Source organism: Streptomyces sp. NPDC017979, assembly GCF_044328175.1.
Lineage (GTDB): Bacteria > Actinomycetota > Actinomycetes > Streptomycetales > Streptomycetaceae > Streptomyces.
In genome coordinates, this window is sequence record NZ_JBIRGU010000001.1 from 1,197,411 (window position 1) to 1,213,874 (window position 16,464).

The following is a 16,464-nucleotide window of genomic DNA, read 5'->3' on the forward strand; positions in this document are numbered from 1 at the left end:
GAACGGGCATGACAGCGCGGCTTCGAGGCGCGTACCTTCGTCGGGGTGAGGCACACGGCACGGGAGGTCCAGTGACATCGAACGGCAACCAGCGGGCCGGACTCCTGTACGCGATCGGGGCCTACGGGATGTGGGGCCTGGTCCCCCTCTTCTGGCCGCTGCTGAAGCCGGCCGGGGCGACCGAGATCCTGGCGCACCGGATGACCTGGTCCCTGGTGGTCGTGGCCCTCGCACTGCTGGTGCTGAAGCGCTGGGCCTGGCTGCGCGGGCTGCTGCGCGATCCGCGCAAGCTGGGGCTCGTCGCGCTCGCGGCCGTGGTGATCTCCGTCAACTGGGGCGTGTACATCTGGTCCGTGAACACCGGCCGGGTGATCGAGGCGTCCCTCGGCTACTTCATCAACCCGCTGGTCACCATCGCCATCGGCGTCCTGCTGCTGAAGGAGCGGCTGCGCCCCGCGCAGTGGGCGGCGGTCGGCGTCGGCGTCGCCGCGGTGCTGGTGCTGGCGATCGGCTACGGGCAGCCGCCGTGGATCTCGCTGGTGCTGGCGTTCTCGTTCGCCACATACGGGCTGGCGAAGAAGAAGGCGAACATCGACGGCCTGGAGTCCCTGGCCGCGGAGACCGCCATCCTCTTCCTGCCCGCGTTGGGCTACCTGGTGTGGCTGACCGCGCAGGGGGACGCCGCCTTCGGGACCGAGGGCGTCGGGCACATGGCGCTGCTCGCGGCGAGCGGCCTGGTCACCGCGGTCCCGCTGGTCTGCTTCGGCGCGGCGGCGATACGCGTACCGCTGTCGACGCTGGGGCTGTTGCAGTACTTGGGGCCGATCCTCCAGTTCCTCCTGGGCGTCCTGTACTTCCGCGAGGAGATGCCGGCCGAGCGGTGGGCCGGGTTCGGGTTGGTGTGGCTGGCGCTGATGGTGCTGACGTGGGACGCGTTCCGCGCGGCGCGGCGTACGAGCAGGGCGGCGGAGGCGCTGCGGGCGGAAGCCTTGCGGGCGGCGGCGGCAGCTCCGGTGCTGGTGGAGGTGGAGCCCGTGAAGCAAGCACGGGCCGGGGCGCCGACCCCCGCGCCGGCCGAGCCCACGGCCTGAGCAGCCCCCCGGCGCAGACCGCGACAGCGTCGTCCGGGCGGCGCCCGGCGACGGCCCCGCGGCCCGGCGACGTGCGACAACGGGCCCGCAGCCCACCGGAGCGGCGCAATCCGCCACCCGATCGGCCCTCGCGCGCATCCGGGCGCAGGCCCCGCGCCCCCGCCGGTGTTACGACCGAAGTCCGGGTCCCGGGACCGCCGGGGCCGTCAGCGGACGGAGTGAGTGCGCCATGTCCCTGCCCCAGCACCTGGCATCCCTGGGCCAGCCCCGGTCCGACCCCCTCGCCCTCTCCGTCGACTTCGGCGCGGGCTTCTCGCAGGCGTGGAACTCGGTGGCCGCGTTCATACCGAAGCTGATCGGCTTCCTCGTCATCCTGCTCATAGGTTGGTTCGTCGCCAAGGTGATAGCCAGGGTGGTCGACAAGCTGCTGCGCAAGGTGGGCTCGGAGAAGCTGGCCGAGCGCAGCGGGGCCGCTCACGCACTGCGGAACTCCACGTACGACGCCACCGGCATCATCACCAAGGTCATCTACTACGGCCTGCTGCTGATCGTGCTGCAACTGGCCTTCGGGGTCTTCGGCCCCAACCCCATCAGCGTGATGATCCAGGCCGTGGTGGCCTGGCTGCCGAAGGCGATCGTCGCCCTGGTGATCGTCGTGGTGGCGATGGCCATCGCGCGCGCCGTCCGCGACATCGTCCAGGACTCCCTGAGCGGGACGTCGTACGGGAAGGTCCTGGCCACCGTGGCCTGGGCGTTCATCGTGGCGCTCGGCGCGATCGCGGCGCTGGGGCAGGCGGGCATCGCGACCGCCATCACCGGGCCGCTGCTCCTCGCCGTGCTCGGCACGGTCGCGGGCGTCCTGATCGTCGGCGTCGGCGGCGGGCTCATCGGGCCGATGCGCTCGCGGTGGGAGCGCTGGCTGTCGAGGGCGGAGGAGGAGTCGTCGGGGGCTCGGGACAGGATCAGCGCGTACCAGCGCGGCCGGGAGGACGCGGCGGCCGGCCAGCCCGCGCCCGGCACGCGCACGACGGCCGGCGGTCAGGGCGGTACGGGTGGTACGGGTGGTGCCGGGCGTACGGGCGACGGCCGCACCGGTCGCCCGAACGACGAGGGTCCCTTCGACCCCATGTAGCCCGTACGGCCGCGGCGCAGCTCACCGCGACAACAGGTCGTGCTCGCGCACCAGCCAGCAGACCGCGGTGAGCCGCAGCGTGGCGAAGTCGTACCCCACGGGCTCGGTCCACTCCGCCTCCGCGAGCCGGTCCGTGAAGCCGAGGACGTAGTCCGCCAGGTCCTCCCGGCGTACGGAACCGGAATCCGACCAGCCGGGGCCCCGGCCCGCGCCCCGGCGCGGCCGCACCAGCGCGTCGCGGACGCTCGCGGCGTGCTGGTCGACCGCGGCGACGAGCCCCGGCTCGAAGGCGAACTCCGACAGCCGGGGCAGGTACGTGGCGACGACGCCCACCAGCGGGCAGTCGACGGCTCGGCCGTCGCCGTGTTCGGAGGGTTCGTGCATCGTCCCACCGTCGTCCGCGAGCCGATCCCGGACAAGTGGCCACGGTCGTGACATTCATCGCAGAACCACCGATCGCTCCCCGGTGCGGGGCTGAGCACAGCCGCGGCTTCCCTGCGGGAACGTTGCCCCCTGCGGCCCGGCGGGGGCTGTTCGCGTAGCACCCGCCTACGCCCAGAGGGCGTGGGCTTAGGTCGTGTCCGCAAGGTCCCGCGCACGTCCTTGTGCGTGTGGACGTACCCGCCGCAGTCCTGCGGGAGTGTTGGTCTCCACCGGCCGGTGGTGGGTTGTTCGCGCAGTTCCCCCGCGCTCCTAAACACCCTGCACTCAGCCTTCAGGCAAAGCAGCGGGGGAGGCACAACAGGGGCGCTGGGGGTCCCCCGTGCCCGCAGGGCACAGGGGACGGAACTGCGCGACAAGCCCACCACCGGGCCGCAGACGAACGGGGGTTTAGGGGCGCGGGGAACTGCGCGAACAACCCACCACCGGGCCGCAGGGACCAACGCTCCCGCAGGTAACGGTGCGTACGTCCAGGGGCGCTGGGGTCCCCCACGCGAACACAGGGGGCGGAACTGCGCGAACAGCCCCCGCAGGCGCCGCCTAGCTCGCGTCCGATTCGTCCGCGCCGCCCGCGGTCGCGTTGCGGGCGCGGTGGGCCCGCACCTTGTGGCGGTTTCCGCAGCGCTCCATGGAGCACCAGCGCCGGCGCCCCGGCCGGGAGGTGTCGACGAAGAGCAGGTAGCAGTTGTCGGTGGCGCATTCGCGGATCCGGTGGGCGTACGGCCCGGTGAACAGTTCCACCGCGTCCCGGGCCACCGCCGACAGCAGTTGCGTCCCGGTCGCGCCCGGCACCCAGCCCCGCGCGCCGTCCGCGCCGAAGCGCGGCACCGGCGGCGGCTCGGCCGCGGCCCGGTTGACCACCGCGAGGTCGTCCGAGGGCAGTTCCCGTCCGTGCGCCCGCGCAGCCGTCACGCGGTGCAGCGCGTCCCTGAGCGCTCGCGCCGCCTGTACCTCGCCCGGGGCGACCACCGGCGCCAGCCCGTCCGGCAAGCGGCTCCACTCGGCCCAACGCACCAGGTCGGCAGGCTCGTACAGCATCTCCCAGCGGGCCAACCGCCCCGGGCCGCCGGTGATGAGGAGATCGAGGCTGAGGGCGCCGGGGTCGAAGTGGAACGGGCGACCCGTCGGCGGACGGAGGACGAATCCCCTTGCGAGTTCGCTCATGTAACCACTATAAACGGTTTCATGGCACTGCACTGGAAAGTCACCATCGACTCCACGGACCCGCACGCCCAAGCCGACTTCTGGGCCGCCGCACTCGGGTACGAGGTCGAGGACCACAGCACCTTGATCGACTGGCTGCGCGGGGCCGGCCACCTGCCGGCGGACTCGACGCTCCGCCGGGCCGACCGCGACGCCTGGCGGGATTTCGCCGCCGTCCGGCATCCGGACGACCCGTACGACGAGCAGAAGGGCGTCGGGCTCGGCCGTCGACTGCTGTTCCAGCGCGTCCCCGAGGCCAAGTCCGGCAAGAATCGCCTCCACCTCGACGTCCACGTCGGTGCGGAACGGGTCGAGGACGAGGTCTCCCGACTCCAGGGGCTCGGGGCTTCGGTGCTGTACCGGCGGGAGCAGCACGGCGGATCGTGGACGACCATGGCGGACCCGGAGGGGAACGAGTTCTGCGTGGAGTGACCCTCGCACCGCAACGACGACTCCGTACGGTCCGCAACCCCACGCAATCCGTTCGGAGTTGTCCGTTCCGAATACGCGATGTGTCCGCTGGGCGAACACGACTGACCGGTTTCCGCCCTTGACGGTCCCGCCAACTCTCGCTGAACTCTGAGCACGCACCACGCGCCACTCCGTGCCACCCGCCCCACCCCGGTCTGTCACCGGGTGCACTGCTGCACGCTTTGCGCACCACCAGCTCCAGCGCCCTGGAACCCGCCGCTCCAGGGCGTCTCGCACGTTCCGTCCTGTCCCCGTACGGAATTCACGGAGCCCCCACATGAAGCTCTCCGTTCCCCTGCCGCGCGGTCCGCGGCGTCCCCAGCGCCCCAGACTCGTGCTGGCGACCGCGGCGACGGCCCTGGCCGGGCTGCTCGCCGCGGCGTCCCCCGCGGCCACTGCGGCAGCGACGCCGACCGCCCCTGCGTCGGCGACCTCCGCGGCCACCACCACCGCCGCCGCACCGGACATACCGCTCGCCAACGTCAAGGCGCACCTGAGCCAGTTCCAGTCCATAGCCCAGGCGAACGGCGGCAACCGCGCCCACGGCCGGCCCGGTTACCGCGCCTCGCTCGACTACGTCAAGGCCAAGCTCGACGCTGCCGGTTACACCACCTCCATCCAGCAGTTCACCTCGGGCGGCACCACCGGCTACAACCTGATAGCCGACTGGCCGGGCGGCGACCCGAACCAGGTCCTGATGGCGGGCGCCCACCTGGACTCGGTCAGCTCCGGCGCCGGCATCAACGACAACGGCTCCGGCTCTGCCGCCGTCCTGGAGACCGCCCTCGCCGTCTCCCGCGCCCAGCTCAACCCCACCAAGCACCTGCGCTTCGGCTGGTGGGGCGCGGAGGAACTGGGCCTGGTCGGCTCCCGGTACTACGTCAACAACCTCCCGGCGGCCGAGCGCTCGAAGGTCTCCGCGTACCTCAACTTCGACATGATCGGCTCACCGAACCCCGGCTACTTCGTCTACGACGACGACGTGGAGTTGGAGAAGGTCTTCAAGGACCACTTCGCCGGGCTCGGCGTCGCGACCGAGATCGAGACCGAGGGTGACGGCCGCTCGGACCACGCCTCCTTCAAGAACGTCGGCATACGCGTCGGCGGCCTGTTCACCGGGGCGGGCCGGACGAAGACGGCGGCGCAGGCGCAGAAGTGGGGCGGCACGGCGGGCCAGGCGTTCGACCGCTGCTACCACTCGTCGTGCGACACCACGGCGAACATCAACGACACCGCGCTGGACCGCAACAGCGACGCGATCGCCCACGCCGTGTGGACGCTGGGCACCGGGACGTCCGTCCCGCCCGGCGACAGCTACGAGAACGCCGCGGACGTCGCCGTGCCGGACAACGGCGCAGCCGTGACCTCCACCGTCACCGTCTCCGGACGCACCGGAAACGCCCCGCCCGCGCTCTCCGTCGGCGTGGACATCCGGCACACCTGGCGCGGTGACCTCGTGGTCGACCTGCTGGCGCCCGACGGCACCGCGTACCGACTGAAGAACTCCAGCAGCAACGACTCCGCCGACAACGTCATCGCCACCTACACCGTCAACGCGTCCAGCGAACCCGCCAACGGCGACTGGAAACTACGCGTCCAGGACGTCGGCCCGCAGGACACCGGCTACATCAACAGTTGGAAGCTCACCTTCTAGCTCCCCACCCCCCACACACGTCCCCGACCCTCGCCGGGCTCTCCCCGGAGCCGCCGCCCCCCACAGGCTGCATGCGTGTGCACCCACTGCACACGCATGCAGCCGTGTCCGGTCCCACCGGGCGATACGACCGGGCGTGATCAATACGGCTACGCGGTGATGTCCTTCGTGGTGAACCGCGCCCACGCCGCCGAGCCGAACACCGCCACGTACACCGCCTGGAGTCCGAGGTTCTTCTGCACCTCGTCCCAGAAGACCGGCTCCCGCAGCAGGTCCGAGAAGGACAGCCAGTAGTGCGGGAAGAGATAGGGGTGGATCTCGTCCAACTGCGGGATGGTGTCCAGGATCTGCACCGTGATCAACAGCCCGACGGTGGCGGCCATCGCCGCGATGCCGCTGCCCGTGAGCGTCGAGACGAACAGCCCGAGCGCCGCGAACCCCGCGAGCGAGGCCGCCACCACCCCGGCGACCAGCCCGGCCCGCACCAGCCCCTCGGTGAAGGGGATCGTCGTCCCGGAGATGGTGGTGACGTCCCCGAGGGGGAACAGCAGCGCCCCGACGGCGAGTGCCGACGCCGCCACGACCAAGGTCGCCACCAGACAGAACACCAGGGCCGTGGCGTACTTCGCGAGCAGCAGCCGGGTCCGTCCCGCGGGCGCCACCAGTAGGTACCGCAGGGTGCCGGCGGACGCCTCACCCGCGATCGCATCGCCCGCGACGACCCCGACCGACATCGGCAAGAAGACCGGCAGCGTCGCGGCGAGTGCGGCGAAGACCAGGAACAGGCCGTTGTTCGTGACTTGGGCGATGAAGGCGGGGCCTTCTCCGTCGCCGCCGGGTGGGCCGCCGCCCTCGCCACCGGTCTCGATCTTCACGGCGATGCCGATCAGGACGGGCACCGCCGCGAGCACCCCGAGCAGCGCCAGCGTCCGCCAGCGGCGCAGGGTGGTGACCAGTTCGGAGCGGAAGATCCCGAGGGTGCGCAACGGGCGCCCCCGCTCCGTCGCCACCGGCTCCACCGGCGCCGGGGCCCCGCCCTGCACATCAGCCCGCGACATCGAAGCCCTCCCCCGTCAGCGCCACGAACGCGTCCTCCAAGGACGCCCGCTCCACCCCGAAGCCGCGCACCCGCACGCCGGCTGCCACCAGCGCCGCGCTCAGCTCCGCCAACTCCGTCTCGGGGTCGGGCGGATCGCCGCTGACGCGTCCCTCCTCGGCTTCGACCGCCACACCCGTCACTCCCCGCTCCTTGAGGACCCGGGCGGCGTCGTGCGGGTCCGGGGTGAGGACCGTCAGCCGGCCGCGGGCCCTGGCCGCCAACTCGCCCACCGGCCCCTGCACCAGCAGCCGCCCCTGCGCCATCACGGCCGCATGGGTGCAGACCTGCTCGATCTCGTCCAGCAGATGGGAGGAGAGGAAGACGGTGGTGCCGTCTGCGGCGAGCTCCCGGACCAGGGAACGGATCTCCCGCATGCCCTGGGGGTCCAGACCGTTCGTCGGCTCGTCGAGGACGAGGAGCCGACGCGGGCGCAACAGCGCCGACGCCAGCCCCAACCGCTGCTTCATCCCCAGGGAGTACGCCCGGGCCTTCTTCCCCGCGGCCGAAGTCAGCCCCACCCGGTCCAGGGCGGTGGCGACGCGGACGCTACGGGTGCGCGGGTCGGCGGTGGGGTCCGCGGAGTCGTACCGCAGGAGGTTGTCCCGCCCGTTCAAGAACCCGTAGAGCGCCGGCCCCTCGATCAAGGCACCGACCTGCGGCAGTACGGTGCGGGCGGCCTTCGGCATCGCAGCGCCGAGCACCGTGGCGCTGCCGGCCGTCGGCTCGATGAGGCCCATCAGCATCCGGATGGTCGTCGTCTTCCCGGAGCCGTTCGGGCCGAGGAAGCCGAAGACGCTGCCCGCCGGCACGCTGAGGTCGAGCCGGTCGACGGCCAGCTGGCCGCCTCGGTAACGCTTGGTGAGCCCGCGCGTCTCGATCACCGCTGTCATTACGCTCCCCGTCCTCTCGGGCGCCCAGGTCGCCCGACCGCGGCGCCGTCCGCCCACCGTACGACCTGCACGGCGGGACGAACGGCAACCGCTGCGTCTGCCTGTCGGAGCCCGCGGCGGTGAGCGCAGGCGCCGGGCATCGGCCACTCGTCGGCGTCAGCCACTCGTCAGCATCGGCCACTCGTCAGCCTCAGCGACTTCTCCGCATCGGCTACTTGTCCGCGTTCGCCGCCTTCACCAGCTCGTCCTTGGTGACGGCGCCGACGTAGACCGTGCCGTCGTCCGTCATCAGGGCGTTCACCAGGCGGGTCTTGAAGACCGTGCCCGAGCCGAACTTCCCGCTGACGGGGTCACCGAAGGAGTTCAGGAAGCCCTCGGCCGCCGGCGGCAGCTCGCCCTTCTTCGGCGGAGCGAAGCCTTCGCCCGCGGGGGACTCGATCTTCCCGATCGTCGTCCAGCCCTCGCCGATCACCTGCGGACCGCCGAAGCCCTCAAGCCCCTCAAGACCCTCCAGGTCCTTCAAGCCCTCCGGGTCCTTGAGGCCCTCCAGATCCTTCAGGCCCTCGCCGCCCTTCAGGCCGTCCTTCAGCTCCTTCTCCAGTTCCTTCGGCAGCTCCGGCAGCTCGCCTTCCAGCTCCGGCACCCCGAAGTCCTCGGGCGACTGCTTCGCCAACTCGTCCGACTCCGTCACCTTCGCGCCCTTGGGCGGGGCGAAGTCGAAGGTGGACGCGGCGGGCCGGGAGAAGTCGACCTTGGTGAAGCCGACGTCGACGGCCGCCTTGCCGCCGCTGGACGGCAGCAGCGTGAACTTCAGCGGCGTACCCGTCTTGGAGTCCACCGCGACCTTGATCGAGCCGATCGTCGAGCCGCTCTGCTTGGGCTTGATGACCAGTTGGTAGGCGGAGCGGCCGGCCACCTTCGCGGTGCCGTCGACCGTCACCGACGTGGTCTTGTCGGCGGCCTCCAGCGCCTTGGCGGCGAGCTCCTTCGGCGTGGTCGGCAGGTCCTCGGGCCCGGCGAAGCCCTTCCCGTCGCCCTTGGCGCCGCCCTTGCCCGGGCCCTCGCCCTTGTGGTGCACGACCTCGTTCGCCTTGCTGTCGTACGCCCACACCTCGGCGCCGTTGCGGATCAGGCTGTACTCGGCGGTGTCCTCCAGGATGGAGAGCTTCTGCCGCTCCGGGCCGTCGACGGCGACGCGGAGCGTGTGCGATCCGGACGCCAGCTCCATCAACTTGGCGTCCGGGGACGCGGACGAGCCGCCCTTGCCCTCGCCACCCGCGCCGGCCTCGCCCATGCCGGAGAGGAAGGAGTCCGCCAGCCCGCCGAAGTCCGGCAGGCCCAGGTCCGTGTTGACCTTGATCGTGCCGGAGAGCTGCTGGGTGTCGGACGCGGCGATCTTCTCGATCAGCTCCTGAGCGCTGACCTTCGGCAGCTCCGGGTCGCCGGAGGCCGCGAGCGCGGGGACCAGACCGATGGTCGCCGCGGCCACCCCCGCCACCGCGACCGGGAGGGCGTAACGAGCCGCCTTTCGCCGGCGCACCGGGCCGGCGACTCCCGCCTCTTCGGTGGTCTGTGCGCTGTCGTTCGGTGCCATGGTGTGCCCTATCCTCCGTGAACGGTCACGAGCAGTAGTGCGGACTGGAGCAGTGGTTCGACTGATTCGAATGGTTCGAGCAGTGGTTCAATCTGACCAAATCGATGCCGCTCGGGCGTCAACCCCCGGGAGCAAGTTGGCGTACTGCTCAGGGATGAGGGATCCATCCGTCGCCTCCCCCGACCGATAGGGAACAGCCCTAGGGGGCATCAACCTTCGTCGTACGTATCCACGATCCACCGCAACTGTGGGCGTAGGAACGCCAACGTGAGCTGCGCCCTACGGTCCAACCACTCCGGCGAAGCAGGCCCGACGCCCGCCTCGGTCCCGTACCGCCGCCGTCTGATGTCCGCGACGACCTCGGCGGGCGCCCCGAGCCTGGCCAGGACGCCGAAAGCCTCGGCCTTCGTGATCAGGGTGCCGTCGCGCAGCGTCACCAGGGCCCGCGCCGACGACAACATCCCGTAGTCCACCCACGGGTCCTCCTGGAACAACTCCTCCCGCTCCAGACAGGGCAACAGGTACTCGCGCGCGTTCCGCACGATGTACTCCTTTAGTTGACCGTCGGTCACCTCGGGGAGTAGCCCGGCGACCGGCCGCCCGTACAGCACCCGCCCGAAGCGGTGCAGCTCGGCGCGGGTCACCGGGTCCACCGGGCGCCGGAAGAGCTCCCGCATGGCCCACGTGAGGTGGTCCCGCTCCGGCCCGGCCAGCTCTTGCCGCGGGACGTAGCTGCAGTGCAGCTTCTCCGCGAGCGGCCGGGCCCGCTCCAGTCCCTCGTGGAGCGCGGCGAGTTCCTTCTCCTCGGCGTCCGTGCAGGGCCGCTCCACGACCGCGATCAGGTCGAGGTCGCTGCGGCCCGGCTGGTAGTCCGCCCCGGCGGCGATGGAGCCGTGGACCCAGACCGAGACCAGCGGCACCAGTGGCCGGACCCCGTCGATGAAACGTTCGAGCAACTCGTTGGTGGCGGCATCATCCGTCGTCGCGAGAACCATGGTGACAGTCTGACCACCAGTTCCCGTTCGCGGCAGACCGCATCGGCCCATCCAGCCGGGACCACCGGCCCTGACGTGGCCGGGGACGTGCTCGGGGACGCTGCGCTACGGCTGCGTACGCACCCACGGCACCAGCACCTGACCACCCAGCACCCAGCACCCAGCACCCAGCACCCAGCACCCAGCACCCAGCACCGCAACGCGCTCAGCCCGCGCGGTGCACCACCGCGTCGCACAACTCCTCCAGCGCCGCCCGCGCGTAGCACTCCGGCAGCGGGGCCAGCATCGCCCGCGCCTCCTCCGCGTACCGCACGGTGTCCCGGCGGGCCTGCTCCAGCGCGGAGTGGGCGCGCAGCCGCCGGAGCACCTCCGCGTGCCGGCCGTCGTCGGTGAGGTCGCCCGCGAGCAGTTCGACCAGCTCCAGGTCTTCCGGCAGTCCCTGCGCCTCGGCTCGGGCGCGCAGGTGCAGCACCGGCAGCGTCGGGATGCCCTCGCGCAAGTCCGTGCCCGGCGTCTTGCCGGACTCGTGGGAGTCGCTGGCGATGTCGAGGACGTCGTCGGCGAGCTGGAAGGCGACCCCGAGCCGTTCCCCGTACTGGGTCAGGATGTCCGTGACGCCCTCGTCGGCGCCGGACATCATCGCGCCGAAGCGGCCGGAGACCGCGATCAGCGACCCGGTCTTGCCGCCGATCACGTCCAGGTAGTGCGCCACCGGGTCGCGTCCGTCCCGCGGCCCCGCGGTCTCCAGGATCTGCCCGGTGACCAGCCGCTCGAACGCCTCGGCCTGGATGCGGACCGCCTCCGGGCCCAGGTCGGCCAGTATGTGCGAGGCGCGGGCGAAGAGGAAGTCGCCGGTCAGGACCGCGACGGAGTTGCCCCAGCGGGCGTTGGCGCTGGCCACCCCGCGGCGCACGTCCGCCTCGTCCATCACGTCGTCGTGGTACAGGGTCGCGAGGTGGGTGAGTTCGACGACGACGGCGGAGGGCACCACGCCCGGTGCGTACGGGTCGCCGAACTGCGCCGCCAGCATCACCAGCAGCGGCCGGAAACGCTTGCCGCCGGCGCGCACGAGGTGCTGGGCAGCCTCCGTGATGAAGGGCACCTCGCTCTTGGTGGCTTCGAGCAGCCCCGCCTCGACGGCGGACAGTCCGTTCTGGACATCGGCCTCAAGAGCCTGGTCCCGCACGCTCAGCCCGAACGGCCCGACGACGGTCACGAGGGAGTCTCCTGTCTGCTGATAATCACACGGATTGTCGATCTGTCGCTGCATTCACTCAAGTCAGCGTATCCGGTCGTCTTTCGATCACCGTGAGCGCCTTCCCGCCTCCGCCGGTATGTTCGTGATCAGCACATACGCCCAGGGGTGAGCCTTTTCACCGGTATCCGGAAACCTCCCCGATCCAGGGCCGCGGCCAGGGCCGTCGACGGCCCGCGAACCGGGCCGCGACCCGCACCGGGCCGGGCCGGGAACCAGGTCGGGTCCGGAGTCGGAGCGCGAGCCGCACGAAGGGGTCACCCCGCACCCCGTGCACCGAGGCACGCCATGAACCACCCCCGTCCACCCGACGCACCATCCGTACCGTCTGCACCGCCTCCACCGCTACCCCCGCCGGGATCTTCGGTCCGCCACGACGACGTACGCATCCCCCTGCACGACGGCACCCTCCTCCACGCCCGCATCTGGCACCCGTCCGCCGACGACCCTGCCCCCGTCCTGCTGGAATACGCCCCCGAACGGCTCACGGACGCCACCGCGGCCCGGGACGCCCAGCGCCACCCCTGGTACGCGGCGCACGGATACGCCTCGGTGCGCGTCGACGCCCGCGGCCACGGCAACAGCGCCGGCTCCGCCGCCCCCGCCGACGACCCGACCGCAGCCGCGGCCGACGCCGCCGAGGTCGTCGAGTGGCTGGCCGCCCAGCCCTGGAGCACCGGCCGGATCGGCGCCTTCGGCCTGGGGGCTGGCGCCGACGTCGCCCTCCGCCTCGCCGCACTCGCGCCCGACCCCCTGGCGGCCGTGGTCGCAGTGGGCGCCACCGACGCCCCGTTCGACAACGGCGGCGCCTACCTGGGCGGCTCGGTCGCGGCCGACTCCCTGCACTCCGGCGCGACCGCCCTGCTGTCGGAGCTGTGTCGACCGCCCGACCCCGCCCACGCGGGCGACGCCTGGCGCGAGCTGTGGACGGCCCGCCTGGAGACCGTGACGCCACCCCTGCACACCCTTCTGGCGCACCAGCTCCGCGACGACTTCTGGGACGGCCGAGCCGTGGGAGGCGGCGCCGGCCTCGCCTCCGTACGGGTGCCCGTCCTCACCGCGGGCGGGTGGCACGAGCCGTACCGCGACACGGTCTTCCGGCTGTTGGCCGCGCTGCCGGCGGACCGGGTGCGCGGGCTGGTCGGGCCCTGGGCCCACCAGTACCCGGACCGCGGACACCCCGGCCCGGCGATCGGCTTCCTGCACGAGACGCTGCGGTGGTGGCAGCGGCACCTGCGCGATGCGGGCGGCCGCGGCGCCGGCGCGCCGGCCGACGAGGATCCGCTGCTGAAGGTCTGGCTGGCCACGCCCGGCGATCCCGACGGGCCCGGGCGCTGGATCGCCGAGGACGCCTGGCCGTCGCCGCGGGTACGGACCGTTCCGCACCCCCTCACGGGCGCTCCCCGCCCGGTCGCCGCACCGCAGCACACCGGCGTGGACGCGGGGCGCTGGCTTTCGACGACCGGCCGGGCGTGTGACCTCGCCCCCGATCAGCGGGGCGAGGACGCGCGCTCCGCGTGCTTCGAATTCCCCGTCGCGGGTGACCCGGAAGACGCAAGTGACCCGGAAGGGGTGAGTGAGGGGGAAGACACGAGTGACGTAGAAGAAAGGGGACGAGACGCAGCGGCCGGTGGCGTCACCGTCCTCGGCAACCCGCGGGTGACGCTGCGGCTGCGGATGGACGTGCCGCACGGCCAGGTCGCCGTACGGCTGTGCGACGTCGCACCCGACGGCGCGTCGACGCTGGTCACCCGGGGCGTGCTGAACCTGGCGGCGCGGCACGGCCGGGAGCGCGCGCACGCCTGGACGCCCGGCGACACGGAGGACGTGGCACTCGAACTCCACTCCATCGGGTACGTCTTCGCGCCCGGGCACCGCATCCGACTGGCGGTTTCGTCGGCGTACTGGCCGTGGGTGTGGCCGCAGACGGGCTCGACCGGATTCGTCCTCGTCCCGGAGGGCTCCCGGCTCGACCTGCCGGTCCTGCCCGACGAGAACGGCACGGACGGCACGGACGGCACGGACGGCACGAACGACACGGACGACGCCACCGCCCGGCTGCCGCACGCGGAACCGGAGCGTTCGCAGCCGCTCGGGATCAGCTCCCCCGTCCCCCTGGCCGAGCCCGGCGAAGAGCCGACGGAGCGCCGGGTGATCAGGGACGTCGACACCGGGGAGTGGCAGGTGGAGACCGATCCGCGCCCCCGGGACGCCCAGCGCGTACGCCGCCACCCGGACGGGCTCGAACTGTTCGACGAAGCCGTCGAGATCCGGACGATCCGTGCGGACGACCCGCTCAGCGCCCGCGCCGAGACCGAGTGGAAGACCCGCTTCCACCGCCCGGAGGACCCCCGCGACCCCCGGACCAGGCCCTGGACCGCCACGGTGGAAGTCCGCTCCTCCCTGACCTGTGACGCGGCGGACTTCATCGCCGAGGACGAGGTGATCTGCCGGGACGGTCAGGAGGCGGTGTTCCACCACACCTGGAAGAAACGATTCCCGCGAATCGCCGGCTGACCGTCGGACGAACGCCTGACGATCAGCGGACGATCGAGGGGGCAACGTCGGGGCGTCGACGGGTGATCGCGCCCTGCCGAACCCATGCGCCTCCCACGTAACGTGGACCCCACAGCGTGGATCCACCGCGGAAAGCGAGGCAGACACCGATGTCCGAGCAGAGCCCGCTCGACCTGGCCGAGGGCGACCCCTTCGGGCCGCACAACCTCCCGTACGGCGTCTTCACCACCGCCGCCGAACCCGACCGGCGCAGGCTCGGCGTCCGCATCGGCCGGCACGTCCTCGACGCGGGGGCGGCGGCGCACGCCCTCGGCTCCCCCTACACGGCGCTCCTCGACCAGCCGTCGCTCAACCCCCTGCTCGCCGCCGGCCGCACCTCCTGGCACGACGTGCGCCGCGCGCTCACCGCCTGGGTCACCGTCCCCGCGCACCGCGCCGACATCGAGCCCCTGCTGCACCCGCTCGACGCCGTCACCATGCACCTGCCGTACGAGGTCGCCGACTACGTCGACTTCTACGCCAGTGAGCACCACGCCACCAACGTCGGCCGGATGTTCCGCCCCGACGGCGACCCGCTGACGCCGAACTGGAAGCACGTCCCGATCGGTTACCACGGCCGCGCCGGCACCGTCGTCGTCTCGGGCACGGACGTGGTGCGGCCGCAGGGGCAGCGCAAGGCCCCCGCCGACGCGGCGCCCGTTTTCGGCCCCTCCGTCAAGCTCGACATCGAGGCGGAGGTCGGCTTCCTCGTCGGCGCGCCCTCGACCGCCGGCCGGCCGGTCCCCCTCGCGGACTTCCGCGACCACGTCTTCGGCCTCTTCCTCCTCAACGACTGGTCCGCGCGCGACATCCAGGCGTGGGAGTACGTGCCGCTCGGCCCCTTCCTCGCCAAGTCGTTCGCCACGTCCGTCTCGGCCTGGGTGACCCCGCTGGAGGCCCTGGACGCGGCCCGCACCGACCCGCCCCCGCGGGACGTCCCCGTCCTGCCGTACCTGGACGACTCGACGGACGAGGAGAAGGGCGGCTTCGACGTGCGGATCACCGTCGCGATCAACGGCCACGTCGTCTCCGAACCCCCGTTCGCCACCATGTACTGGACGGCCGCCCAGCAACTCGCCCACATGACGGTGAACGGCGCATCCCTGCGCACGGGCGACGTCTACGGCTCCGGCACCGTCAGCGGCCCCGAGGTCCGCCAGCGCGGCTCCCTGCTGGAGCTGACCTGGAACGGCCGGGACCCCCTCGAACTCCCCGAGGGCAAGCGGACCTTCCTGGAGGACGGCGACGAGGTGACGATGACGGCCTGGTCCCCGGGCCCGGACGGCGTACGCGTCGGCCTCGGCGAGGTCACCGGCCGCATCGTCCCGACGCCCTGACGGGAGCGGGCGCGTCAACACCACGCGCCCGTTCACCCGTTCCAACGGCCCCTCTCCGTTCCCGCCCGATAACCTGACCGCACCGGCGAGACTCCGTCGCATGGGAGCACTGATGAGCGTCGAACCCGAGCCCCCTCGGCCCGAACCCGCTCCGCCCGAGCCGGCCTGGCCGACGCCGCCCGCGGGCGGCTGGACCGCTGACGACCTGGACACGCTTCCGAACCTGCCTCCGCACACGGAGCTGATCGACGGGAGCCTCGTCTTCGTGAGTCCGCAGACTCTCTTCCACGCGCGAGCAGTCAGCTTCTTCGAGTGGCAATTGCACTCGCTCGCCCCCGGGGACTACGAGGTCGTCAGGGAGTTCACCATCGACATCGACCGGCAGAACCGGCCGGAGCCCGATGTCGTGGTGGTGCGGGCGGACGTGGTCGAGGACGCGGACCAGACGCGGTTTCCCGCCTCCGCCGTCCTCCTCGCCGTCGAGGTCGTCTCGGCGGAATCCTTGGGACGGGACCGCGAGACCAAACCCCTCAAGTACGCGCGGGCCGGGATCACCCACTACTGGCGGGTGGAGAACGACGAGGGACGGGCCGTCGTGTACGTCTTCGAACGGGAGCCCGCCACGGGCCAGTACGTGGCCACCGGCATCTTCCACGACCGGATGAAGGTCTCGGTCCCCTTCCCGGTGGACCTGGACCTCGCCGAGATCACCCCCAGGCGGTCGCGCAACTCCTGACGTCGTACGC

At 72.0% G+C, this 16,464-nt stretch carries 14 protein-coding genes; 7 read left to right on the forward strand and 7 right to left on the reverse strand.

Annotated features, from left to right (window positions below):
* The first annotated feature begins 71 nt into the window (after window positions 1–71).
* Window positions 72–1,091, forward strand: coding sequence for an EamA family transporter RarD (gene rarD / locus ACH4E8_RS05170; RefSeq protein ID WP_398444421.1), 1,020 nt, complete (start codon window positions 72–74; stop codon window positions 1,089–1,091).
* A gap of 229 nt (window positions 1,092–1,320) precedes the next feature.
* The gene (locus tag ACH4E8_RS05175; RefSeq protein WP_398444423.1) at window positions 1,321–2,223 is read left to right on the forward strand and encodes a hypothetical protein; all 903 of its coding nucleotides are present in this window, start codon (window positions 1,321–1,323) and stop codon (window positions 2,221–2,223) included.
* Between the two features lie 21 nt (window positions 2,224–2,244).
* On the opposite strand, the gene ACH4E8_RS05180 is transcribed toward ACH4E8_RS05175, so the two are convergent.
* Together ACH4E8_RS05180 and ACH4E8_RS05185 are read right to left on the reverse strand one after the other, a co-directional pair.
* A complete protein-coding gene (locus ACH4E8_RS05180; RefSeq protein ID WP_398444425.1) occupies window positions 2,245–2,607 on the reverse strand; it encodes a DUF6401 family natural product biosynthesis protein in 363 nt (120 codons plus the stop codon).
* A gap of 597 nt (window positions 2,608–3,204) precedes the next feature.
* The gene (locus tag ACH4E8_RS05185; RefSeq protein WP_398444427.1) at window positions 3,205–3,828 is read right to left on the reverse strand and encodes a CGNR zinc finger domain-containing protein; all 624 of its coding nucleotides are present in this window, start codon (window positions 3,826–3,828) and stop codon (window positions 3,205–3,207) included.
* Window positions 3,829–3,849: 21 nt separating this feature from the next.
* Between ACH4E8_RS05185 and ACH4E8_RS05190 the strand changes: the two genes are divergently transcribed.
* Window positions 3,850–4,299, forward strand: a complete 450-nt coding sequence (locus ACH4E8_RS05190; protein ID WP_398444428.1) for a VOC family protein — start codon at window positions 3,850–3,852, stop codon at window positions 4,297–4,299.
* Window positions 4,300–4,615: 316 nt separating this feature from the next.
* Window positions 4,616–5,992: a M28 family metallopeptidase gene (locus tag ACH4E8_RS05195; RefSeq protein ID WP_398444430.1), complete on the forward strand. Its 1,377-nt coding sequence runs from the start codon at window positions 4,616–4,618 to the stop codon at window positions 5,990–5,992.
* A gap of 149 nt (window positions 5,993–6,141) precedes the next feature.
* Here the strand turns inward: ACH4E8_RS05195 and ACH4E8_RS05200 are convergent, their stop codons facing one another.
* The 5 genes from ACH4E8_RS05200 to ACH4E8_RS05220 all read right to left on the reverse strand — a co-directional run bounded on the left by ACH4E8_RS05200 (window position 6,142) and on the right by ACH4E8_RS05220 (window position 11,786).
* A complete protein-coding gene (locus ACH4E8_RS05200; RefSeq protein ID WP_398444432.1) occupies window positions 6,142–7,050 on the reverse strand; it encodes an ABC transporter permease in 909 nt (302 codons plus the stop codon).
* A complete protein-coding gene (locus ACH4E8_RS05205; protein ID WP_398444434.1) occupies window positions 7,037–7,981 on the reverse strand; it encodes an ABC transporter ATP-binding protein in 945 nt (314 codons plus the stop codon). The genes ACH4E8_RS05200 and ACH4E8_RS05205 overlap by 14 nt, the downstream gene beginning before the upstream one ends.
* Before the next feature lie 211 nt (window positions 7,982–8,192).
* On the reverse strand, window positions 8,193–9,575 hold the full coding sequence (locus ACH4E8_RS05210) for an outer membrane lipoprotein carrier protein LolA (RefSeq protein ID WP_398444436.1): 1,383 nt from the start codon (window positions 9,573–9,575) through the stop codon (window positions 8,193–8,195).
* A 209-nt stretch (window positions 9,576–9,784) separates the two neighbouring features.
* Window positions 9,785–10,570, reverse strand: coding sequence for a nucleotidyltransferase (locus ACH4E8_RS05215; protein ID WP_398444438.1), 786 nt, complete (start codon window positions 10,568–10,570; stop codon window positions 9,785–9,787).
* A gap of 205 nt (window positions 10,571–10,775) precedes the next feature.
* A complete protein-coding gene (locus ACH4E8_RS05220) occupies window positions 10,776–11,786 on the reverse strand; it encodes a polyprenyl synthetase family protein (protein WP_398444440.1) in 1,011 nt (336 codons plus the stop codon).
* Window positions 11,787–12,113: 327 nt separating this feature from the next.
* On the opposite strand from ACH4E8_RS05220, the gene ACH4E8_RS05225 reads away from it, so the two are divergent.
* The 3 genes from ACH4E8_RS05225 (at window position 12,114) to ACH4E8_RS05235 (ending at window position 16,454) form a co-directional block, all read left to right on the forward strand.
* Window positions 12,114–14,342: a CocE/NonD family hydrolase gene (locus ACH4E8_RS05225; RefSeq protein WP_398444442.1), complete on the forward strand. Its 2,229-nt coding sequence runs from the start codon at window positions 12,114–12,116 to the stop codon at window positions 14,340–14,342.
* Between the two features lie 149 nt (window positions 14,343–14,491).
* Window positions 14,492–15,718 (forward strand): fumarylacetoacetase, encoded by a 1,227-nt coding sequence (gene fahA, locus ACH4E8_RS05230; protein WP_398444444.1) that lies wholly within the window; start codon window positions 14,492–14,494, stop codon window positions 15,716–15,718.
* Between the two features lie 112 nt (window positions 15,719–15,830).
* Window positions 15,831–16,454, forward strand: coding sequence for a Uma2 family endonuclease (locus tag ACH4E8_RS05235; protein ID WP_398444446.1), 624 nt, complete (start codon window positions 15,831–15,833; stop codon window positions 16,452–16,454).
* The last annotated feature ends 10 nt before the right edge of the window (window positions 16,455–16,464 follow it).